The following is a 21687-nucleotide window of genomic DNA, read 5'->3' as shown; positions in this document are numbered from 1 at the left end:
AGAGCGTGGGAGGAGTATCATGAGAAAGAGAATCCTGCTAGCACTCGTAATCACTGGGCTTGTAGTCGGTACGGTGCTCCCGACAAATGTGAGCTTGGCAGCGCCTAGTAAGGCCTCTTTGGACAAGATTAATCGAGAGCTAAAAGAGATCCAAAAGAAGAAGAAAAGCCAGCAGCAGCAAATGAAGAAGACAGAAGAACAGATCAATGTCGTGCAAAAAGAGAAAAAGGGTTTGGAAACGCAATTGATGCAAATCGATTTGCGTCGCAACGATACACAGAATAAGCTGGACAAGCTTGAGCAGCAAATGGATGATACCAAGGAAAAAGCAGCAAACGCGCAGGATAAGCTGGATGAGGCAAAGGATCGCGTGGCGAAAAGGGATGCCTTGCTCAGAACACGTGTGACTTCCATGTATGAACGCGGTACGGTCTCCTATTTGGATGTTCTTCTGGGTTCCTCTGATTTTGGGGACTTTTTGACGCGTATGCAGGCCTTGCAGCTTATTTTGGAGCAGGACACGCGTATTTTAGAGGACAACATCCGTGATAAGGAAACCATCGAGACCAAAAAGAAAGAAATTGATCATCAGCTGACCGTGTACGCTGGGATGTTCGATGAAGCTGAGGAGCTCAAAGTCGAATTGGACAAGCAGTACAAGCAAAGTCTAGTGGTCAAGGCTGAACTGGATAAAAAAGAGTCTGCTCTTGAAGTGGATTTGGAGCAGTATGGGCAGGAGCTTTTGGCTATCACCAAACAAGAATCAGCCAAATACGCGGAGCGAGTACGTGCGCTGAGCGCATCCAGTACAGGCTACAAGGGTGGAAAGTTTGGTTTGCCTGTCGCAAATGGGCAATTCCGCTTCACTTCAGGCTTCGGAGTGCGGTCAGACCCGTTTACAGGCCGTTCAGCTGGGCATAATGGTGTAGATATGGCAGCACGGAAGGGAACGCCAATTTTGGCTGCGGCTGACGGAATTGTTCTCTTTGCAGGATATAACGGCGGCTTCGGGAATACAGTAATGATCAAGCATAACGCAGAATATACCACTCTGTACGGTCATATTCGCGAGGGTGGTATCAAGGTTTCTGTTGGGCAATCCGTATCGAGAGGTCAAAAGATCGCAGAGGTAGGATCAACAGGTCGCTCAACCGGAAATCACGTGCACTTTACCGTCTATAAAAACGACGTAGCAGTTAACCCAATGCCGTACTTGAAGTAGACCCTCGTGCGACCAGACAAATATTGTGAACGGAACATGCATACACTAGCAGCATATCTTTTTCCGGTAGCACAAAGGATGGTGACGTAACAGTGAGATGGAAAGGACGTACCGTAATCGCGCTTGTACTCATCTCCATGGTAGCCAGTAGTTTTGTTACGATGGCGATCATGAAGACTTCGGCTAGCGCCAGTTCGAGTCAAGGTGGGGCTTTAACAGCATCCAGCATGGCGCTGTTTTCTGGAAGCGGAGATTATCCGAAAGAGTTCCAGAAGCTGTACGAGGCGTTTTCAGCAATCAAGAAAGATTACATCCAAAATGTCACCACTGAGCAGTTAGTAGAGGGTGCAATTGGCGGAATGGTCGGGTCGCTTGAAGATCCGTATAGTGATTACATGGACCCTCGCTCTGCTGAGGAGTTCACATCTACCCTACACTCGACTTTCCAAGGGATCGGGACAGAGGTAACGATGCAAAATGGTCGGGTAACGGTTGTTTCCCCATTCAAAAACTCCCCAGCGGAGCGTGCGGGGCTGCGTCCAAACGACCAAATTTTGAGCGTAAATGAGGAATCCCTTGAAGGATTGGACCTGCATCAGGCAGTGACGAAGATTCGTGGTCCAAAAGGAACGAAGGCGGTTCTCAAAGTAGTGAGAGCCGGAGTACCAGAGCCTCTTACCATTGTGTGTGTACGTGACGATATTCCGATTGAGACGGTAAACAGTCAGATTATAGAGAAGAACGGTGTTAAAGTAGGGGTAATCAACCTTACCCAATTCTCGACAGACACAGCTAAGCACTTCAAAGAACAGCTGGCTGCTCTTGAGCAGAAGGGGATTGGCGGTCTGGTAATTGACGTTCGAGGCAATCCGGGCGGGTATTTGCTGGCTGTAAAGGAAATCGGCGAAATCCTCGTACCGAATAAAGGCAAGATCGTACAAATCGAGTATGGAAATGGCGGACAGCAAAAAGAAGAGTATTTCTCGACGACAGAAGCTGCCAAGCCTTATCCAATCTCGGTACTGATTAATGGCGGAAGCGCCAGTGCATCTGAGATTCTCGCGGGTGCTCTGCGGGATAGCGGCAGCTACAAGCTGGTCGGTGAGAAGACCTTTGGTAAAGGAACCGTTCAGAGTACCATGGAAATGAACGACAAGAGCCAATTGAAGCTGACGATTGCCAAGTGGATCACACCGAGTGGGGATTGGGTCCATAAAAAAGGAATTAAGCCAGACTTTGAAGTCAAGCAACCTGACTATTTCAATGCAACTCTGCTGCCGGCAGATAAGGTATTGCAGCGCGACATGGCTGGTACTGACGTGAAAAACCTGCAGCTCATCCTGAAAGGCTTGAATCTGTCCCCAGGACGAGAAGATGGCTATTTCGATGAAAAGACAGAGGAAGCAATCAAGCAGTTCCAAACCTCCAGCAAACTTGAGGTAACTGGCAAAGTAGACGCGAAGACACGCTCTTCGCTGGAAGAAAGTCTCCGTAAAACGATGACGAAGCCAGAAAATGATCTGCAATTGCAAAAAGCTCTGGATGTAGTCACGGGCAAGTAATGAATAATCAAGAAAATGGAAGCAGGTAATTCCCTGCTACCTGTAGAAATGATAACCACGGCAAATCAAATGCCGTGGTTTTTCTTTCTTTTAGTTGAGGTGAGGCAATTGGCGATACAGGCAGATATGCTTACCATTGCATATGGCTTTGCCGCGTTTTTTATCAATCCTGTCTTCTATCTCTTTCTGGTTTTTATTTATTTGCATTATCGCAGACAGATGAATCTGGAAAGACAGCTTTTTTCTGCACGCATTCAGTCCCCCTTGCTCTCAACGATTCGGGCTGTAGGGATGGGCTTGGTGGGAGGCTTGCTGATTTCTCTTCTTAGTGCAGGACTTGGCGTGGTCGTGCAAGCACAGGATTTGTGGATACTATGGGGATTGGCGCTCATCTTGGCGCTGATTCGTTTACGATTTCTCTGTTTCGCATATGCTGCCGGGATTTTGGCGATTTTACACGCGATCACACTGGTTATTCCACCGGTTACGGATGTTCCAGGATTGAGCTATATCTGGGAAATGATTCGTCAGGCGAAACCATTGCCATTGCTTGCGTTAGTTGCGATCATGCATTTAATTGAAGCGATGCTCGTACGCTGGAATGGCGGGCGGGATGCTTCTCCACTGTTCGTGGAAGGGCAGCGTGGTCGGATTGTCGGTGCCTATTTGCTTCATTCTTTTTGGCTGACGCCAGCCGTGCTGTTCGTACAGATGGAGCCAGGTGCTATCAGTGGTGCGTTGTATCCGGGGTGGCCGTTCTTTTCGCCCGAGGCTGCTTCATTCGGACTGATGCTTCTGCCGACAGTGACGGGATTCTCTGATATGACGCAAACGATGACTCCGTATAGAAAAGCAACGCAGGTTGCAAAAAATTTGACGCTATATGCGCTCATTTTGTTGGGATTGTGTGCTCTGACTGTATGGTTTTATCCGTTGATCATGCTGACCGCGATCTTTGCACTATTCGGTCATGAGGCGCTGTTTTTCTGGAGTCAGTATCAAGAAAGAAAGCGTTCGCCTTATTTCATCCAGTCTTCGCGTGGTGTAAAAGTAATGGGTGTCATTCCGGGAACGAGAGCAGAGGAAATCGGCATTACGCCCGGTGAGATTATCGTGAAAGTAAATGGCATTTCGGTGCGGGCAAAAGAAGATTTATATCCAGCACTACAAGTCAATCCTGCTTTTTGTAAAATGGAAGTACTCACGCATGAAGGTGAGCTGAAGTTCGTACAGTGTGCGGTCTATGCGGGCAATCATCACCAACTGGGGATCATTGTGGTTCCAGATGCAAATACCCGTGCATTTGTAGATTTGAAACGCTCCAGTGTAGTCGAGCTGATCAAGCAAAAACTGGAGAAGCTGAATGTAGGAGCATAAGGATAGTTGGGAGAAGGTATGCAGGCAAACGTGCATACCTTCTTTTTTTCGAGATAAGCTTGTCCATTGGGAAACTTACCGGTGGCTGTTGCGTCTCAATGTAGGAGGAAAAAAGAGGGAGTGGGTTCGGTGTTGAAGGTAAAAAGAACGGTCTCGTGGTTTTTGTCGGGTACATTAGCTGCTGCCACGGTTTTTGCCGCACCCTTATCAGGAGCAGGCGCAACGACAGCTGTGACCGTAGCACAGGCACAATCCGTTGTGGCTGTACCGATGCATGTGACGAAAGGTGTCCAAAAGCTAGTCAAGCTTTTGCCGGAGCTGTCTTCGCGCTTTGTCGTTTACGGTGGCGATGTAGATGGACCTGGTGTTAGCGGGGTAGTGGTCACGTTTGCACAGTCTGCCGCAGAAGCTGAATCGTCCATGGATGATGCGATTTTTGACGGACAGACAGGGGAGTTGCTCAGACTGAATCTTACCCCGAAAGCAGCAACAAAGCCTGCCTACCCGACTGAGCAGCAAGCCAAAGCACGTGCGCTGGCTTTTATCGCTGGATTGCAGGGGACTGGCACAGGAAACACCTATCAAGCGAGAGAGGTTTATAAAAATAAGGATTTACTGACGGTTCGACTGGTGCGAGTCCTGAATAATGTGGTGCTCGATGACGATTACGATTGTCTCGTCAGTTTTGATACATCGGGAAGAATCGTTTGGTTTTCTACGTTTGATGGCAGGCTATACGAAAAAGTAAGTCCCTCTTCACTCCCATCTCCGCAGCGTGTCATCTCCTCCGAACAAGCTGTACGAAAGTGGCAAGAAAGTCGGCCGTTAGAGCTTGTTTATTTATTGCCCATTCATAATCAAAGCGAACAGGTAGAAGCAAAGCTCGCTTATGTCCTGAAAAATGGAGTCATAACGCAACAACATACAGGTAGTGCCTTGGATGCCTTCAGTGGCAAACGATTGGTCACAGCGAATTCCCGAACGACAACCAACCCGGCACAGAACATCAATGTGACTGGAACAGGTGAGAAGTGGGTAGCGCAAACAGAGGCACAAGCGCGTGATTTGTTACGCATATTGTTTAGAATCGAAACAGAAAAGCTGCCGCTGTCCACCTACGAGGCGAGTTACGATAATGGTCCAGCCCTTCGTTATTTCATATGGGGAAATTTTGGTGAGGGGGTTCCCGATGCTGACAAGATATCTCGAATGGCTACCTTTCCTGAGGGAAGCAGTAATGGCGAGCAGCATCATCTTCTCGTGACGGATGCAAAGACTGGTGAACTGCTTGCATTTTCCACAAAGGTGAACAATCCGCAATGGTCTCATGTGAAAACGGATAAGAAGCGGGATCGGATGGAAGCGGATAAGCTTTTGAAAAGACTGACTCCGTCTGGAAGCAATCAGATCCAAATAACGGAGGATAGAGATGAAAGGTACACTTCGATCATAGCGGATCCCCTTGTGAACGGCATTCCAGTTTATGGGGTCAATCAGAGTGTGGAGAACGGGATGTATACGATTCGGATCGATTCATGGACGGGTACATGGGATCAGGTGAGCATAAACAAACCGGCCAGTGTCAAATACCCGGCCCGTTCCCAAGCCCTTAAAGAACAAGTGGCCATGACCCGATTATTGCAAACCTATCCACTCGAGCTGACCTATATCCACCAGCCAAATTATAAGAAAAACACGATTACCTGGAAGCTCGGCTATGACCTTTCGTTTCGCCAAACTCGCTCGCATTGCTTCTGCGGGGGAGAATCTAAAGTAGATGATACATTTTATGTGGATGCGATAACCGGAAAAGTGATCGTAAACGAATAGGAACTTGTAAAGAAAAAGCCGCCTTCTCCGATTTCGAAGATGTGCGGCTTTTTGTATACGATTCTAGGCAGTTGCTTCGAATCCTGTGATTTGATTGAGAGCGACTTTCTTATCATCCTGGAGGACGAATTCGACGACTCCGTTTTTCATGCTGACAGCTTTGACCACTCCAGAAAAAGGAGTATTGGAAGTGGTGCCGTCGGGGTTTGTCTGAGACTGGTTGTACGTGATGTTGTAGCCGATCATTTGCGCGTAGGCAAGGGAGTTGCCCATTGCTCTGTTTTCAGGTTTCACTGTCATGCCTACGATTTCTTCGGCTTTTACGGTTGATCCATTATCCAGTTGGAATTGTGCGGTACCGTTTTTGGTGGTAAAGCCAGTGATGACGCCATTCAAGATTTCATCAACCTTGGAAATGTCGTTTTTGGTATCTGGATTGCCATCCCGGTCGACTTCCTTTGTTACTTTATAGGAAATCTCACGACCGATCATTTCCATGTACTTCACGCTGTTGTCGAGCGTATTGCCGGCCAGACCTTGCGATTCCAATCCGGAGACGTCTGCCAGCGGAATCGGTGTCGATTCGCCTGCGATACGGAAGTAGATTTTGCCTTGATCCATGTAGACGGCATCAAGTACGCCTTCTTTCTTCTCCGTCTTCGTTTCTCCCGTCATCTCGTCTTTTGTAGTGAGGGAATACGAAGCTGTACGACCTACCAGCTTTTCGTACTTATCCAAAGTGACCATGCTGTTGTTCGATTGCTCCATCAGCGTGGTCATTTTTGTAATTTTTTCTACCATGGTCAGCATACTTGTTTGCTGGATGAACTGAGAGTTGTCCATGGGGGACATAGGGTCCTGATGCTTTAACTGCTCCAGCATGAGCTTCATAAAGGCGTTTTGGTCGAGCTCGGTGGAGAATTCTTTTTTGCCTTTATAGCTCATATGCGGTTGTATATAAGGGTTATTTTTGACGGTTGTTCCGTTATCTGACATGTCAATCCTCCCTGAAGGTGGCGAGTCTATCTGCGTATGTTTGTACTTCCTTCATCTTATATCGGAAAAATCGGTGGAAAGATGAAGACAAACGTTTGTTCGAATTTTGGGCTTAAACTAGCCGGAATTGTGTTATAATGGAAGTAGAAACAGTCATGCTATGAGGAGATGAACGAGGGAATGGAGCGTTTTGAATTGGTATCGGAGTTTCAACCGTCCGGGGACCAGCCAACCGCCATTGCCGAGCTGGTGGCAGGGTTACAGGCTGGCAAGCGACACCAGACATTGCTGGGTGCGACGGGAACGGGAAAGACTTATACGGCTGCCCAAGTAATTGCTCAGGTGAACAGGCCAACGCTCGTGATGGCACACAACAAAACTCTGGCCGCTCAGCTTTGTGCAGAGTTTAAGGAGTTTTTCCCGAACAACGCGGTGGAATACTTCGTCAGCTACTACGATTACTATCAACCCGAAGCATACATTCCCCAATCGGATACGTTTATTGAAAAAGACTCGAGCATCAACGAGGAGATCGACAAGCTCCGTCACTCGGCTACCAGTGCGCTGTTTGAACGCCGAGATGTGATCATCGTTGCCTCCGTCTCCTGCATTTACGGATTGGGTTCGCCCGAGGAGTATCGGGAGCTGCTCTTGTCTTTACGTGTTGGTATGGAAACAGGACGGGACGAGATATTGCATCGTCTGGTCGATATCCAGTACACACGCAACGATATCAACTTCACGCGCGGTACGTTTCGTGTGCGGGGTGACGTCGTGGAGATTTTCCCTGCCTCAGAGAGTGAGCAGGCGATTCGCGTTGAGTTTTTTGGAGATGAAATTGAGCGGATTACTTCGATTGACGTACTGACCGGCGAGATTTTGGGACAGCGTGATCACATTGCCATCTTCCCTAAATCTCACTATGTGACACGCGAGGAGAAAATGAAGCTGGCTGTCCAAAGCATTGAGGCCGAGCTGGAAGAAAGACTGAAAGAATTCCGTGATGCGGGCAAGCTCCTGGAAGCACAGCGACTGGAGCAGCGCACACGGTACGATATTGAGATGATGATGGAGATGGGATTTTGCTCCGGAATCGAAAACTACTCGCGCCATCTGACGGGACTGCCTGCCGGGCATGCTCCGTATACCTTGCTGGATTACTTCCCAGAAGATTTTATCGTCATGATGGATGAATCGCATATGACCTTGCCGCAGGTGCGGGGGATGTATAACGGTGACCGCGCACGGAAGGATGTACTGGTCGAACACGGATTCCGTCTGCCCTCTGCACGCGATAACCGCCCACTTAAGTTCGAGGAGTTTGAAGCAAAGCTGAAACAAGCGATCTACATTTCGGCTACGCCTGGTCCTTATGAGCTGGAGCACAGCCCGGAAATGGTGCAGCAGGTGATTCGTCCGACAGGCTTGATTGATCCAACGGTTACGGTACGTCCGATCAAAGGACAGATTGACGATTTGATTGGCGAGATTCAAGCCACGATTGCGAAAAATGAGCGAGTTCTCGTCACGACTCTGACGAAGAAAATGTCTGAGGATTTGACGGACTATCTGAAAGAAATCGGAATCAAGGTCCGCTATCTTCACTCGGATATTAAAACGATTGAGCGGATGCAGATTTTACGCTCATTGCGTTTAGGTGAGTTTGATGTGCTGGTCGGGATCAACCTCTTGCGGGAAGGTCTAGACTTGCCGGAAGTATCACTCGTGGCGATTTTGGATGCAGACAAGGAAGGCTTCCTTCGCAATGAGCGCTCGTTGATTCAGACAATTGGTCGGGCTGCGCGGAACGCTGAGGGACGCGTTATCATGTACGCGGACAAAATGACAGATTCGATGGCCTCTGCGATTCGAGAGACAGAACGTCGTCGTTCCATTCAGATGGCTTACAATGAAGAGCACGGCATCACGCCGCAAACTGTGAAAAAGTCTGTCCGCGAAGTGATCGAGGCTACCAAGGTAGCAGAAGAAAAAGCGGATTACTTGCCACATGCAGACTTCAAAAAAATGCCGAAGAAGGATCGCGTGGCTGTCATAGAACGTATGGAAGAAGAAATGAAAGAAGCGGCACGCAACCTCATGTTCGAGCGTGCGGCCGAATTGCGTGATTTGATTCTTGAGCTGAAGGCGGAACTCTAAGGAGAGGTTTTTTTCATGCCATTAGAACATATTGTCGTAAAGGGTGCACGTGCCCACAATTTGAAAAATGTTGATGTAGTCATTCCGAGGGACAAATTCGTCGTTCTGACGGGTTTGTCTGGCTCGGGTAAGTCTTCGCTTGCTTTTGACACAATTTACGCAGAGGGACAACGGCGTTATGTTGAGTCTCTGTCTGCATACGCCCGTCAATTTCTCGGGCAAATGGACAAGCCGGACGTGGACTCGATTGAGGGGCTTTCCCCTGCAATCTCGATTGACCAGAAAACGACGAGCCGCAACCCGCGCTCTACGGTAGGAACGGTTACGGAAATCTACGACTATTTGCGCCTTTTGTATGCGCGTGTCGGTCGAGCGGTTTGCCCGGAGCATGGCATCGAGATCCAATCCCAGACCATTGAACAAATGGTCGATCGACTATTGGAGTATCCTGAGCGCACGAAAATGCAGATTCTAGCTCCTATGGTGCAAGGACGAAAGGGAGAGCACGTCAAGCTGCTGGAGGACATCCGCAAGCAAGGCTTTGTCCGCGTTCGGGTCAATGGTGAAATTACCGATTTATCCGAAGACATCAAGCTGGAAAAGAACAAGAAGCATAACATTGAGGTTGTCGTTGACCGGGTCGTCGTGAAGCCGGATGTACAGGCGCGTCTCGCAGACTCCTTGGAAACGGCACTTCGTTTAGCAGATGGCAAGGTCATCGTCGATGTGATGGAGCAAGAAGAGCTGCTGTTCAGTGAAAAGCATGCTTGTCCGGTATGCGGATTTTCCATTGGAGACCTGGAGCCGCGGATTTTCTCCTTTAATAGCCCATTTGGTGCTTGTTCAGAGTGCGACGGATTAGGTGTCAAACTGGAGGTCGACCCGGATATGGTCGTTCCGGATGCGACGAAGACACTCGATGAAGGGGCGATTGGCGCATGGGAGCCGAAGACCTCGACGTACTATCAACAATTGTTGGAATCAGCATGTCGCCACTTTAACATTCGGATGGATGTGCCATATGAGGAGCTTACGGCAGCGCACCGACAAATCTTGATGTACGGTAGTGAAGGCGAAAAAATTCACTTCCGTTATGAGAACGAGTTCGGGCAAGTACGCGAGGCAGTCGTACCGTTCGAGGGTGTCGTCATCAACCTGCAACGACGTCATCTGGAGACCAGCTCGGATTACATCCGCGAGCAAATTGAAGGATTTATGAGCCAAAAGGCGTGTCCTGTCTGCAAAGGCCAACGTTTGCGTCAGGAGAGCTTGGCGGTTAAGGTCGGGGAGCGTAGCATTTCCGAGCTGACTACCCTGTCGATTCTCGATGCGCATCAGTTTGTCGATGGCCTGGAACTGACAGAGCGGGAAACAAAGATCGCGAACCTGATCGTAAAAGAAATCAAGGCAAGACTGAACTTCTTGATTGATGTCGGACTGGATTACTTGACGCTGAACCGTGCGGCGGGAACACTGTCCGGGGGAGAAGCGCAGCGGATTCGACTGGCTACGCAGATCGGTTCTAGTCTGATGGGTGTTCTCTACATTTTGGATGAGCCGAGTATCGGATTGCATCAGCGGGATAACGCGCGTCTGATCAAGACGCTGGAGCATATGACCAAGCTGGGGAATACATTGATCGTCGTCGAGCATGACGAAGATACGATGATGGCCTGCGATTACATTATCGATATTGGCCCGGGAGCCGGCATACATGGCGGTCAAATCGTAGCGGCAGGAACTCCGGATGAAGTCATGGAGGACCCTAACTCTTTGACGGGTGCCTATTTGAGTGGGCGCAAATTCATCCCTGTTCCGATGGAGCGTCGCAAGCCTTCGGACAAATGGATCAAGATCGAGGGCGCGAAGGAAAATAACCTGAAAAACGTCACTGCGAAGCTTCCTCTTGGCGTTTTTGTTGCCGTAACAGGTGTATCTGGCTCAGGAAAAAGTACGCTGATCAATGAAATTTTGCAAAAGACACTGGCACGCGATTTGAATAAGGCAAAGGTGAAGCCAGGTGAGCATCGTCGCATCCTGGGACTGGAGCATTTGGACAAGGTGATCGACATCGACCAATCTCCAATTGGACGTACACCACGTTCCAATCCGGCGACATATACAGGTGTCTTTGATGATATTCGCGACCTGTTTGCTTCCACCAACGAAGCCAAAGTGCGCGGCTATAAAAAAGGTCGCTTTAGCTTTAACGTCAAGGGTGGCCGTTGTGAAGCGTGCAGTGGTGACGGGATCATTAAAATCGAGATGCACTTTTTGCCGGATGTGTACGTGCCTTGCGAAGTTTGCCATGGCAAGCGCTACAACCGCGAGACGCTCGATGTGAAATACAAAGGCAAGAGCATTGCTGATGTTTTGGAAATGACGATCGAGGATGGTGTAGAGTTTTTCCGCAATCTGCCGAAGATTGAGCGCAAGCTCCAGACCATCGTAGACGTAGGATTGGGATATATGAAGCTTGGGCAGCCTGCCACCACCCTCTCTGGCGGGGAAGCACAACGCGTCAAGCTAGCCTCTGAGCTGTATCGACGCAGCACAGGACGAACTCTGTACATTTTGGATGAGCCGACAACCGGTCTGCATACAGACGATATCGATCGTTTGCTGAAAGTACTGCAGCGATTGGTGGAAAACGGAGATACGGTGCTGGTCATCGAGCACAATCTGGATGTCATCAAAACGGTGGATTACATCGTGGATTTGGGACCAGAGGGTGGTACCCGTGGCGGAGAAATTGTCGGAACGGGTACACCAGAGGAAGTGGCAAAAATGGAGGGCTCCTACACGGGTATCTATTTGAAGCCGATTTTGGAACGCGATAAAGAACGGACGAATGCCAAGCTAGAGCAATTCGTTTCAAAGTAATCGAGAGACTGCCTCCCTGATTCAGGGGGGCATCTTTTCTACGTGAGCGCAAAGGGGGAGAAAAGATGGATTACGTGAAGGATTCTATTCCCGCACTACCTGCTGAGCTGGTGGCAGAAGCACAGAAGCGCTTTGATGGACAAGATCCTGCACACGATTGGCAGCATAATTTGCGTGTGATGGCGATGTGTGAGCGGATTGGCCGCGAGGAAGGGGCAGATATGGAAGTGCTACGCCTCGCTGCTTTGCTGCATGACATCGGGAGAGCAGAAGAACGGCAAACAGGAGAGTGCCATGCCGAAATCAGCGCAAGACTAGCAGGGGAATGGCTCGCCGAACGCAGTATGACGGAGGCCTTCATCTCACGTGTGCAGTCTGCGATTCTCGCCCATCGTTTTCGCAAAGAACGACCTCCACATACCCTGGAAGAAAAGGTCTTGTTTGATGCCGACAAGCTGGATTCGATTGGGGCTATTGGAGTAGCGCGGGTTTTTGCTTATACTGGGGTTATTGGGCAACCCATACAATCGGATGACCCCAATCAGCATACGCCTTATAAGGAATACACGTGGAAGCTGCAGCGCATCAAAGACATGCTCTTCACCAAGACTGCCCAGAAAGTCGCCGAAGACAGACATCGATTCATGACAACGTTTTTTGAACAATGGGAATGGGAAGTAAAAGGGATTCGCTAATTGTTGCGCGAAGTCCAGACTGTATAGGGGGAATGCACCATGAGCCGCTGGATAATCAAAATGCTTTTAAATGGGGCTGCGCTGCTTTTGATCAGCAATTGGTTCCATTCCATTTATGTCGCGAATTTCACAGTAGCACTATGGGCTATATTGATTCTGGGGATGGTCAACACAGTGATTCGGCCGATTCTGCTGTTTTTTACTTTTCCCTTGCAAGTATTGACGATCGGTTTGTTCTGGTTTGTCATTAATGCCGTGACGTTTGCATTGACTGCCTACTTTATTGATGGATTTGAAGTGGGACCATGGCCTGATAACATTGGCACGGTCATCGTGGCAGCAGCACTGATGAGTATTTTTGGCTACCTCATTGAAGTTGTGGTAGGGACGAGAAAAGAAAAGAGGTAGTATGTTCGAAAAAGCCCCGTATTCTCTCAAACGAGTAGCGGGGTTTTTGGTTAATCAGGATGCTCGGTCTTATGAGGTTGTCGTAAGCACAAAGGTTTCGATACAATAGAGACACAACCATAGGGACGGAAAATCCCATGTGAGGGGGAAGCTTCATGCGTAAGACGAATGTGAGCCATTTAGTGGATCATTTCAATATGACGATCTTGAGCGGGGAAGAGGGCTTGGGTCGTGAGATTACCGTAACGGATTTGAGTCGTCCGGGACTGCAGTTAGCCGGTTACTATTCGTACTTTGTGGAAGAGCGGATTCAATTGTTCGGTTTGACGGAAATCAACTTTTTTCAAACCCTGACGCCAGAGGAACGGCTGGAACGGATGAATTTTCTCATGCAAAGTCAGGTTCCTTGCTTCTGTGTGACCCGTAATCAGATGGTGCCTGAAGAGATGATTGATGTTTCCAATCGGTTGGGGGTACCTGTACTTCAGTCCCCTCTGGCAACGACGACGTTGGTCGGGAAAGTAACCAACTTCCTGGAGAATCGTCTTGCACCAACGACGACGATACATGGGGTACTCACAGACATTTACGGCGTCGGTGTTTTGATTATGGGATCGAGCGGAATCGGGAAGAGTGAAGCTGCACTTGAGCTTGTAAAGCGCGGGCACCGACTCGTAGCAGATGACGCAGTGGAGATTAAGCAGACACAGGGGGGGCAGCTAAGCGGTAGCGCTCCTGAGCTGATTCAACATCTCTTGGAAATCCGCGGTGTGGGGATTATCAACATTATGACGATGTTTGGTGCAGGTGCCGTGCGCAATGTGAAAAACATCGAGATGGTTGTCCAGCTAGAGTTGTGGGAGCCACATAAAATGTACGAGCGGTTGGGGCTCGATGAGGAAACATTGAAGATCATGGATACGGAAATTCCGATTATTACCGTTCCTGTTCGACCAGGACGAAACTTGGCAGTCATCATTGAGGTTGCAGCGATGAACTTCCGTCTGAAACGGATGGGTTACAACGCAGCGATGCACTTCACGCGGAAACAGTCGAATGCCATTTTAGAAGATGCCGATTCTGACTTGTAGGAGAAAGAGACGCATATGAGGAAGACAACACGTTATCCCGTAAATGGGGTAAACCCGCTTTGGCACATGTATCGAACGGTAAGCTTCTGGAAAGTCATGAAAAATTTTATCGTCATCCAACTCTCCAGATATACGCCGATTGTTTCATGGAAGAACTGGATGTTTCGCACATTTTTGCGTATGGAAGTAGGGCAGCATAGTGCGGTTGCGTTGATGGTGATGATGGATATCATGTTTCCCGAGAAAATCAAGATCGGTCGTAATTGCGTGATCGGTTACAATACGACCATACTCGCCCATGAATATTTAATAGATGAATACCGTTTGGGGGAAGTGATTATTGAGGATGCTGTCCTAGTGGGGGCCAACACTACCATTTTGCCTGGGGTAACGATTGGAAAAGGCGCCATTGTCGCAGCGGGAACGGTTGTTCATAAAGATGTCCCGCCTGGTGCTTTTGTAGGTGGGAATCCCATGCAGCTCATTCGAATGAAAGCTTCAGAGGAAGAAGTCATGTAGTGTCACTTCCATTATGATCAGCCGTCAGGTGCTTATCCTGGCGGTTTTTTGTTTTGTGTTAAATTTTCCGACTATTCTTATCTTGGTTGACCTAAGATTCTCGACGTGGTAATCTTCTTCATAACACTTTAGTTTGTTACCATATTAGCAGAGTAAAGCGAATGTGATGGAGGGAACAAAGATGGCAAAGCCGTTGGGATTTGAAAAGCCGCTCGGGATGCGGGACATACTGCCGGAATCACTGGCGAAGCAACGGCACTTGGAGCGGGAACTGCGGCAGTGTATCGAGAGATGGGGCTATGACGAAATATCCACACCCTCTCTGGAATACTTCGATACGGTAGGAGCCGCAAGTGCGACGCTGACAGATCGGATGTTTCGCCTCTTGGATAAACAAGGTCACACCGTTGTCCTGCGGCCGGACATGACGACGCCAATTGCAAGAGTTGTTTCCTCCCTTTATAAAGATGTTCCATTGCCGATTCGGCTGTATTATCAGGCGAATGTGTTTCGGGCACAAGAAAAGGAAGCGGGACGGAATGCGGAGTTTTCTCAAACCGGGATCGAGCTGATCGGAGATGCGTCTGTCGACGCGGATGCGGAAGCCATTGCGCTTGCGGTAGTGTGCTTGCGGGCAGCTGGTGTGGAAACGTTTCGGATTGCCATTGGGCATGTCGACTTTGTAGACGGTCTTTTGGAGGAAGAGATTGAGGATGAGCCTATTCGCAATCAATTCCGCCAGTTTTTGTACGAGCGGGACTTCGTTGGCTTCCGGCAGCTACTCGCGACAGTAGATATTTCGACAGCAGCAAAAAGCCGATTGGAAGCCTTGCTACGGTTGCAAGGGGGAAAAGGGAAAATCGAGGTCGCCCGCAAACTGGCAGGCAACGGAAAGGCAGGGAGGGCAGTCGAGACGATTGCTTCCTTGTGGGAGTCGTTAGAAGCCTACGGGGTGACAGAAGATTTGTTGATCGATTTCAATCTGATCATCAACTTGAACTACTATACAGGCGTCGTTTTTGAAGGATACGCTGCTGACTTGGGCTCCCCGCTATTGGGCGGAGGACGCTACGATCAATTACTCTCCCAATTTGGGCGGGCTGCATCCGCTACAGGCTTTGCGATCAAGATGGATCGGCTACTTCAGGTCACTCCTTCCGTAAAAAGGCAAGCACCTGCGCGCGTTTTGCTTGTTTACACGGAGGATTGCCGCGGCACCGCTTTGGCAGAGGCACAGCTATTACGTGAAGACGGGCTCGTAGTAGTGACACGTCTCGTCTCCAAGATAGATGATACACAGGTTGGACAAGATGCGGGATTTACCAAGGTTATTTGCATGACACAACAGGAGGAGTAGGAGATGGCACTCACGAAAAACGACCAAAAACTGACGATCGCCATGCCAAAAGGGCGGATTTTTGAAGAGGCCGTCTACTTTCTTCAGCAGGCTGGCTTGCAGGTCACTGCGGATCTACAAGATTCGCGCAAACTGATCATCCCTGTGGAAAATGCCAAGCTCGAATTCATTATGGCGAAGCCAACCGATGTTCCTACTTATGTCGAGTATGGGGTGGCTGATGTTGGCGTGGTCGGCAAGGACGTTTTATTGGAAGAAGAACGAGATGTTTACGAGCTGTTGGATTTGCATATTGGCTATTGTCGCATGATGGTAGCGGGTCTGCCAGACTGGAAACCGACGGAAGCCCTGCGTGTTGCGACGAAATATCCGAAGATTGCGTCACGTTATTTTCGAGAGCAGGGACAGCAGGTTGAGGTAATCAAGCTGAATGGGTCAGTGGAGCTTGCGCCGATGATTGGGCTGGCTGACCGTATAGTGGATATTGTTTCGACAGGGAGGACATTGCGGGAAAATGGCTTGGTCGAACTGGAGAGCATTTGTGAAATTACGACGAGGCTCATTGCCAATCGAGCCAGCTATCGGATGAAAAGTGAAGCGGTGGATGAGATCGCTGGAAAATTTCTGGAGGTCATTCCTCGCGGGAACTAGTGGAGAAGGGGAGACAGCTATGCGTATCATGTCAGCCAGCCAGTATGACGGGAAACGATCGGTAGACGCTGGGACGAGAGAACAGCAAGAAGCAGTGAAGGCGATCCTCACCTCGGTTCGCCAGCAAGGCGACGAGGCGTTGCGCTATTACACAGAGCGATTTGATCGTGTGCTTCTACAAAACTTCCGTGTGAGCGAAGGAGAATTTGCAGAAGCATGTGAGCTCGTTTCTTCACAAGTCAAAGCGGCATTGGAAGAAGCAGCCGAAAACATTCGGGTGTACCATGAGCGGCAAGTACGCCAGTCCTGGTTTACCACCAAAGAAAGTGGCACATTGCTGGGCCAACTGATACGGCCATTGCAGCGCGTAGGGTTGTATGTTCCAGGCGGGACGGCAGCTTATCCATCTAGTGTATTGATGAATGCCATCCCTGCCAAAATCGCAGGTGTTCCTGAAGTCGTCATTACAACACCACCAGGAGCGGATGGAAAAATCAATCCGGCGATACTCGTTGCAGCTCAAATTGCAGGAGTAAGTGAGATATACAAGGTAGGCGGAGCGCAGGCGATTGCAGCATTGACCTACGGGACGGAGCAAATCAAGTCGGTCGATAAAATCGTTGGACCCGGTAATATTTTCGTCGCACTGGCAAAGCGAGAAGTATTCGGATTGGTCAGTATCGACATGGTGGCAGGGCCTAGCGAAATTGCGGTGATCGCAGATGAAACAGCCAACCCACGCTACGTCGCGGCAGACCTGCTGTCTCAAGCCGAGCATGATCCGATGTCAGCCGCTATATTGGTTACGACATCGCAAACGTTGGCGGAGCAGGTGTCACAGGAAGTAGAGAGACAGCTTGCCGATCTTCCACGCAAATCGATTGCAGAAGCGGCAATACGCGACTACGGGGCTATTTTACTCGTCGCCGATTTGGAAGAAGGTTTTGCTGTCATTAACCGCATCGCACCCGAGCATTTGGAAGTCATGATAGCGGAGCCGTTTGAGCATCTCGGAAAAGTGGAAAATGCAGGTGCGATTTTCCTCGGCCCATACAGCTCAGAGCCGGTTGGCGATTATTTTGCTGGTACCAATCATGTGATTCCTACGAATGGAACAGCGAGATTTTCCTCGCCATTATCCGTCGATGATTTTATCAAGAAGTCGAGTGTTGTTTCCTACAGTAAGCGAGATTTGCGGGAAAATGGACATAAAATTGTGGCGCTGGCAGAGCAGGAAGGATTGTCTGGGCACGGTCGAGCGATCCTTGCGCGTTTGCGAGATTTTGAGACCGAAGAGCAGGAGAGTGAAAAGAGATGAGTGAAGGGAAACAACGTGTAGCACAGATCGAACGCAATACGAATGAGACGCAGATCGCGCTTTCCTTTGCAGTAGACGGTGCGGGTGAAAGCAAGCAAAACTCGGGTGTACCATTTTTAGATCATATGCTAGACCTGTTTACCCGACACGGACATTTTGACCTGACTGTAAAGGCAAAGGGAGATATCGAAATCGATTATCACCACACAGTAGAGGATATCGGGATTTGTCTTGGGAATGCACTGCGGGAAGCGTTGGGAGACAAAAGAGGCATCAAGCGTTATGGAAATGCGTTTGTCCCGATGGATGACGCGCTCGCACAGGTCGTCATTGATATCAGTAACCGTCCTCATCTGGAATATCGCGCTACGTACCCGACGAATATGGTTGGTCAGTTTCCGACGGAGCTGGTGCACGAATTTTTATGGAAACTCGCACTGGAGGCGCGGATCAATCTTCATGTGATCCTGCACTACGGTCACAATACGCACCACATGATCGAGGCGATTTTCAAAGCACTGGGCCGTGCACTGGATGAAGCGACGACGATCGATCCGCGTGTAAAAGGGGTTCCGTCAACAAAAGGGGTTTTGTAACATGATCGGCATCATCGATTACGGCATGGGGAATTTGTACAGCTTGAGCAAGGCGCTGGAAAGATTGGGCTATTCGTACGAGTTCGTCTCACAAGCAGAGCGTCTGCAAGAATATAGCGGGTTGATTTTGCCGGGAGTCGGGGCGTTCGGAGATGCTATCGCCAATATACGTGAGCTCGGATTAGAGCAAGCAATCAAGGGATACGCAGCAACAGGTCGTCCGATTTTGGGTATTTGTCTCGGCATGCAGCTTTTATTCGAGCAAAGTGCGGAGCATGGCGAGCATACGGGCTTGGGACTGCTCGGTGGTGAGGTCGTTCGTTTTCGCGGGGATTACAAGGTACCGCACATGGGCTGGAACCAACTTATGATTAAGCAAAAGCAATCGTTACTAAACGGTGTGCAGGATGGCGATTACGTTTATTTTGTCCATTCGTATCATGTCTTGTGTCAGTCTGATGTTTTGCTGGCGACGAGTGACTATAACCAGGAGGTCACAGCCATTGTAAATCGTGACAACGTATACGGTATGCAGTTTCACCCGGAAAAAAGCGGAGAGACAGGAATGCTGCTGCTGCGCAACTTTGCCGTTCAATGCGAGGGGGTTTTGACATGAGCTTTATTGTTTATCCGGCGATCGATATTCGCGGGGGCAAGTGTGTTCGACTTTTCCAAGGAGATTACGGACAAGAGACAGTGTACGCCGATTCACCGCTCGCGATGGCGAAACGCTGGGTAGAGCAAGGTGCATCCTGGGTTCATCTCGTAGATTTGGACGGAGCAAAGGAAGGCAAGCCTGCAAATGCAGCGATCATCAAGGAGATAGCGCGCTCGATCCCTGTACCCGTGCAGGTTGGAGGCGGCATTCGGACAGAAGAGCAGATCGCGGACTATTTGGAAGCGGGCGTCGCGCGAGTGATTGTCGGGACTGCTGCAATCGAAGACGAGCCTTTTACGAAGCGAATTCTTCAAAACGATGGAGACAAAATTGCGATTGGTCTGGACTGCCGGAATGGGCTGGTGGCCACCAGAGGTTGGTTGACCACGACAGATGTGCAAGCGACAGAGCTTGCCAAGCGGTTGGTTACGTATGGCGCCGAGACGTTTATTTACACCGATATCGCCCGTGATGGCACAATGACAGGACCGAATGTAGAAGAAATTGCAGCCTTGGCGATGGCAACAGGAAAATCGGTGATAGCTTCGGGAGGTGTCAGCCAACTGGACGACGTGTTGACGCTGGCTGCCCATGCTTCGGACGGAGTCTCAGGAGCCATTGTTGGCAAAGCACTCTACACGGACGCTTTTACATTGGAAGAAGCGCTCCAGCGTATGGAGGGGCGTGACTCCTATGCTGGCTAAACGAATCATCCCGTGTCTCGATGTAAAAGACGGACGGGTGGTAAAAGGCGTGCAGTTCGTCGGACTTCGCGATGCAGGCGACCCGGTTGAACTGGCAAAAAAGTATAGCGACGAGAGAGCAGACGAGCTGATCTTTCTCGATATTTCTGCGTCCCATGAAGGGCGCAAGACGATGGTAGATGTCATCGAAAAAACGGCCGCAAACATTACGATTCCTTTCACGGTTGGCGGTGGCATTAACAGTGTCGACGATATGAAAAGGATTTTGCGTGCGGGTGCGGACAAAATCTCGTTGAATACAGCGGCTGTTTTGCGTCCGGAATTGATTCGCGAGGGAGCGACAGTCTTTGGCTCACAATGTATCGTCGTGGCGATTGATGCGAGACGTGTCGGGGAAGATCGCTGGGAAGTGTATACCCATGGTGGACGGAATGCGACGGGTACGGACGTCATCCGCTGGGCAAAGGAGGCAGAAGCGCTGGGAGCGGGTGAAATTCTTTTGACCAGCATGGACGACGATGGGGAAAAGAAAGGCTTTGGCCTCGAATTGACCAAGCGGGTATCAGAGGCGGTTGGAATCCCGGTCATTGCTTCTGGTGGAGCGGGCTTGAGGGAGCATTTTTACGATGTGCTGACGCAAGGAAAGGCAGATGCCGCGCTCGCCGCTTCCATTTTTCACTATGACGAGACATCGATTCAATCAGTCAAAGAGTATTTGCAAACCAAAGGAGTTGTCATACGACCATGACAGGAGCAGAAGCGTTTGCCGTGGAAAAATTGCGTTTTGACGAAAAGGGTTTGATCCCTGTCATCGTGCAGGATGCCGGAAGCAAGACGGTCTTGACGCTTGCCTATATGAATGAAGAATCGCTACAAAAGTCATTGGCGACCAAAGAAACATGGTTTTGGAGCCGTTCTCGACAACAATTGTGGCACAAGGGTGAGACCTCGGGTCATACACAGCGGATCGTCTCTATGCGGTATGATTGCGACGGAGATGCACTGGTTGTGATGGTCGAACCGAATGGGCCTGCGTGTCATACGGGAGCGTATAGCTGTTTCTCGCAGGAGGTTCTCACCGATACAGATGATGAGCCAGTACAAGTAGATCGGTTTGCCATCTTAAGTGAGCTAGAGGAACTAATTGCTGAGCGGGAGGCAGAGCGCCCGGAAGGCTCCTACACCACCTACTTGTTCGAAAAAGGCGTAGATAAAATCCTGAAAAAGGTCGGGGAAGAGGCTGCCGAGGTCATTATTGCAGCGAAAAATCGAAGTCGTGAGGAACTGCGGTATGAGGCATCTGATCTGATCTTCCATTTGATGGTTTTGTTGCGCGAGCAAAAGCTGCCACTGGATGAAGTACTGACGGAGCTTCAGAGACGTCGTTAAAAGATAGCTCAAGCATGAATGTAGTAGAGATTTTTGATAGAAAGAGCGGGATGTTTTTCTCGCTCTTTTTCCTTTCGTATCGCGATATTTTAGCTATTTTTCTCTTTTTGATAAAAAAACTTTTAAAATTACTCTTGATTTAGAATTTTATATGTGATAGATTATTCCTTGTCGCCAAGAACGACGACAAAATACGAGAAAAGAAAACGAGATTCGATAAAAAACTTCTTGACTCGCTAATAACGAACGTGATAAGATGTAAAACGTTCGACAA

General features: G+C 49.4%; 19 protein-coding genes. 18 read left to right on the top strand and 1 reads right to left on the bottom strand.

All coding sequences use genetic code 11. From position 1 onward, the window contains the following. The first annotated feature begins 19 nt into the window (after positions 1–19). The 4 genes from HPY31_RS04805 (at position 20) to HPY31_RS04790 (ending at position 5991) form a co-directional block, all read left to right on the top strand. The gene (locus HPY31_RS04805) at positions 20–1222 is read left to right on the top strand and encodes a murein hydrolase activator EnvC family protein (protein WP_172139001.1); all 1203 of its coding nucleotides are present in this window, start codon (positions 20–22) and stop codon (positions 1220–1222) included. Between the two features lie 92 nt (positions 1223–1314). Then, positions 1315–2784, top strand: a complete 1470-nt coding sequence (locus HPY31_RS04800; RefSeq protein ID WP_172138999.1) for a S41 family peptidase — start codon at positions 1315–1317, stop codon at positions 2782–2784. A gap of 15 nt (positions 2785–2799) precedes the next feature. After that, complete coding sequence (locus HPY31_RS04795; protein ID WP_172138997.1) at positions 2800–4161, top strand: PDZ domain-containing protein; 1362 nt, start codon at positions 2800–2802, stop codon at positions 4159–4161. 120 nt (positions 4162–4281) lie between these two features. Further along, a complete protein-coding gene (locus HPY31_RS04790; protein WP_172138995.1) occupies positions 4282–5991 on the top strand; it encodes a hypothetical protein in 1710 nt (569 codons plus the stop codon). A gap of 63 nt (positions 5992–6054) precedes the next feature. Here the strand turns inward: HPY31_RS04790 and HPY31_RS04785 are convergent, their stop codons facing one another. Continuing rightward, entirely contained in the window at positions 6055–6987 is a 933-nt protein-coding gene (locus HPY31_RS04785) for a flagellar hook assembly protein FlgD (protein WP_172138993.1), read from the bottom strand. 180 nt (positions 6988–7167) lie between these two features. On the opposite strand from HPY31_RS04785, the gene uvrB reads away from it, so the two are divergent. The 14 genes from uvrB (at position 7168) to hisIE (ending at position 21413) form a co-directional block, all read left to right on the top strand. Continuing rightward, positions 7168–9144 carry an excinuclease ABC subunit UvrB gene (gene uvrB, locus HPY31_RS04780; protein ID WP_016742320.1) on the top strand — a complete coding sequence of 659 codons (1977 nt, stop codon included), beginning with the start codon at positions 7168–7170 and terminating at the stop codon, positions 9142–9144. A gap of 15 nt (positions 9145–9159) precedes the next feature. After that, on the top strand, positions 9160–12027 hold the full coding sequence (gene uvrA / locus HPY31_RS04775; RefSeq protein ID WP_172138991.1) for an excinuclease ABC subunit UvrA: 2868 nt from the start codon (positions 9160–9162) through the stop codon (positions 12025–12027). 65 nt (positions 12028–12092) lie between these two features. Then, positions 12093–12722: an HD domain-containing protein gene (locus HPY31_RS04770; protein WP_172138989.1), complete on the top strand. Its 630-nt coding sequence runs from the start codon at positions 12093–12095 to the stop codon at positions 12720–12722. A 39-nt stretch (positions 12723–12761) separates the two neighbouring features. Then, positions 12762–13130, top strand: a complete 369-nt coding sequence (locus HPY31_RS04765) for a phage holin family protein (protein WP_064200491.1) — start codon at positions 12762–12764, stop codon at positions 13128–13130. Between the two features lie 155 nt (positions 13131–13285). After that, positions 13286–14221, top strand: coding sequence for an HPr(Ser) kinase/phosphatase (gene hprK / locus HPY31_RS04760; RefSeq protein WP_172138987.1), 936 nt, complete (start codon positions 13286–13288; stop codon positions 14219–14221). Positions 14222–14236: 15 nt separating this feature from the next. Beyond that, positions 14237–14740 (top strand): acyltransferase, encoded by a 504-nt coding sequence (locus HPY31_RS04755; RefSeq protein ID WP_172138985.1) that lies wholly within the window; start codon positions 14237–14239, stop codon positions 14738–14740. A 181-nt stretch (positions 14741–14921) separates the two neighbouring features. After that, positions 14922–16097, top strand: a complete 1176-nt coding sequence (locus HPY31_RS04750; RefSeq protein WP_172138983.1) for an ATP phosphoribosyltransferase regulatory subunit — start codon at positions 14922–14924, stop codon at positions 16095–16097. Between the two features lie 3 nt (positions 16098–16100). Then, positions 16101–16748 carry an ATP phosphoribosyltransferase gene (gene hisG, locus HPY31_RS04745; protein ID WP_016742315.1) on the top strand — a complete coding sequence of 216 codons (648 nt, stop codon included), beginning with the start codon at positions 16101–16103 and terminating at the stop codon, positions 16746–16748. 19 nt (positions 16749–16767) lie between these two features. Next, positions 16768–18066, top strand: a complete 1299-nt coding sequence (gene hisD, locus HPY31_RS04740) for a histidinol dehydrogenase (protein ID WP_172138981.1) — start codon at positions 16768–16770, stop codon at positions 18064–18066. Then, positions 18063–18662 carry an imidazoleglycerol-phosphate dehydratase HisB gene (hisB, locus tag HPY31_RS04735; protein ID WP_172138979.1) on the top strand — a complete coding sequence of 200 codons (600 nt, stop codon included), beginning with the start codon at positions 18063–18065 and terminating at the stop codon, positions 18660–18662. Before hisD ends, hisB begins: the two co-directional genes overlap by 4 nt. A gap of 1 nt (position 18663) precedes the next feature. Then, a complete protein-coding gene (hisH, locus tag HPY31_RS04730) occupies positions 18664–19278 on the top strand; it encodes an imidazole glycerol phosphate synthase subunit HisH (protein WP_172138977.1) in 615 nt (204 codons plus the stop codon). After that, positions 19275–20024: a 1-(5-phosphoribosyl)-5-[(5-phosphoribosylamino)methylideneamino]imidazole-4-carboxamide isomerase gene (gene hisA / locus HPY31_RS04725; RefSeq protein ID WP_172138975.1), complete on the top strand. Its 750-nt coding sequence runs from the start codon at positions 19275–19277 to the stop codon at positions 20022–20024. Before hisH ends, hisA begins: the two co-directional genes overlap by 4 nt. Continuing rightward, positions 20014–20772 carry an imidazole glycerol phosphate synthase subunit HisF gene (hisF, locus tag HPY31_RS04720; RefSeq protein WP_172138973.1) on the top strand — a complete coding sequence of 253 codons (759 nt, stop codon included), beginning with the start codon at positions 20014–20016 and terminating at the stop codon, positions 20770–20772. The genes hisA and hisF overlap by 11 nt, the downstream gene beginning before the upstream one ends. Next, positions 20769–21413 (top strand): bifunctional phosphoribosyl-AMP cyclohydrolase/phosphoribosyl-ATP diphosphatase HisIE, encoded by a 645-nt coding sequence (gene hisIE, locus HPY31_RS04715; RefSeq protein WP_172138971.1) that lies wholly within the window; start codon positions 20769–20771, stop codon positions 21411–21413. Before hisF ends, hisIE begins: the two co-directional genes overlap by 4 nt. Positions 21414–21687: the final 274 nt, after the last annotated feature.

The sequence above is a fragment of the Brevibacillus sp. HB1.3 genome, from assembly GCF_013186635.1.
GTDB classification, from domain to species: Bacteria; Bacillota; Bacilli; order Brevibacillales; family Brevibacillaceae; genus Brevibacillus; species Brevibacillus brevis_D.
This window is presented reverse-complemented; position numbering and strand designations above follow the sequence as displayed.

Coding starts and splice junctions, on each gene's coding strand:
- HPY31_RS04785 (WP_172138993.1), bottom strand. CDS start 6,987: ATGTCAGATAACGGAACAACCGTCAAAAATAACCCTTATATACAACCG.
- HPY31_RS04755 (WP_172138985.1), top strand. CDS start 14,237: ATGAGGAAGACAACACGTTATCCCGTAAATGGGGTAAACCCGCTTTGG.
- hisB (WP_172138979.1), top strand. CDS start 18,063: ATGAGTGAAGGGAAACAACGTGTAGCACAGATCGAACGCAATACGAAT.
- hisG (WP_016742315.1), top strand. CDS start 16,101: ATGGCACTCACGAAAAACGACCAAAAACTGACGATCGCCATGCCAAAA.
- hisIE (WP_172138971.1), top strand. CDS start 20,769: ATGACAGGAGCAGAAGCGTTTGCCGTGGAAAAATTGCGTTTTGACGAA.
- hisD (WP_172138981.1), top strand. CDS start 16,768: ATGCGTATCATGTCAGCCAGCCAGTATGACGGGAAACGATCGGTAGAC.
- uvrB (WP_016742320.1), top strand. CDS start 7,168: ATGGAGCGTTTTGAATTGGTATCGGAGTTTCAACCGTCCGGGGACCAG.
- HPY31_RS04750 (WP_172138983.1), top strand. CDS start 14,922: ATGGCAAAGCCGTTGGGATTTGAAAAGCCGCTCGGGATGCGGGACATA.
- hisH (WP_172138977.1), top strand. CDS start 18,664: ATGATCGGCATCATCGATTACGGCATGGGGAATTTGTACAGCTTGAGC.
- uvrA (WP_172138991.1), top strand. CDS start 9,160: ATGCCATTAGAACATATTGTCGTAAAGGGTGCACGTGCCCACAATTTG.
- HPY31_RS04765 (WP_064200491.1), top strand. CDS start 12,762: ATGAGCCGCTGGATAATCAAAATGCTTTTAAATGGGGCTGCGCTGCTT.
- HPY31_RS04770 (WP_172138989.1), top strand. CDS start 12,093: ATGGATTACGTGAAGGATTCTATTCCCGCACTACCTGCTGAGCTGGTG.
- hprK (WP_172138987.1), top strand. CDS start 13,286: ATGCGTAAGACGAATGTGAGCCATTTAGTGGATCATTTCAATATGACG.
- hisF (WP_172138973.1), top strand. CDS start 20,014: ATGCTGGCTAAACGAATCATCCCGTGTCTCGATGTAAAAGACGGACGG.
- hisA (WP_172138975.1), top strand. CDS start 19,275: ATGAGCTTTATTGTTTATCCGGCGATCGATATTCGCGGGGGCAAGTGT.
- HPY31_RS04795 (WP_172138997.1), top strand. CDS start 2,800: ATGGAAGCAGGTAATTCCCTGCTACCTGTAGAAATGATAACCACGGCA.
- HPY31_RS04805 (WP_172139001.1), top strand. CDS start 20: ATGAGAAAGAGAATCCTGCTAGCACTCGTAATCACTGGGCTTGTAGTC.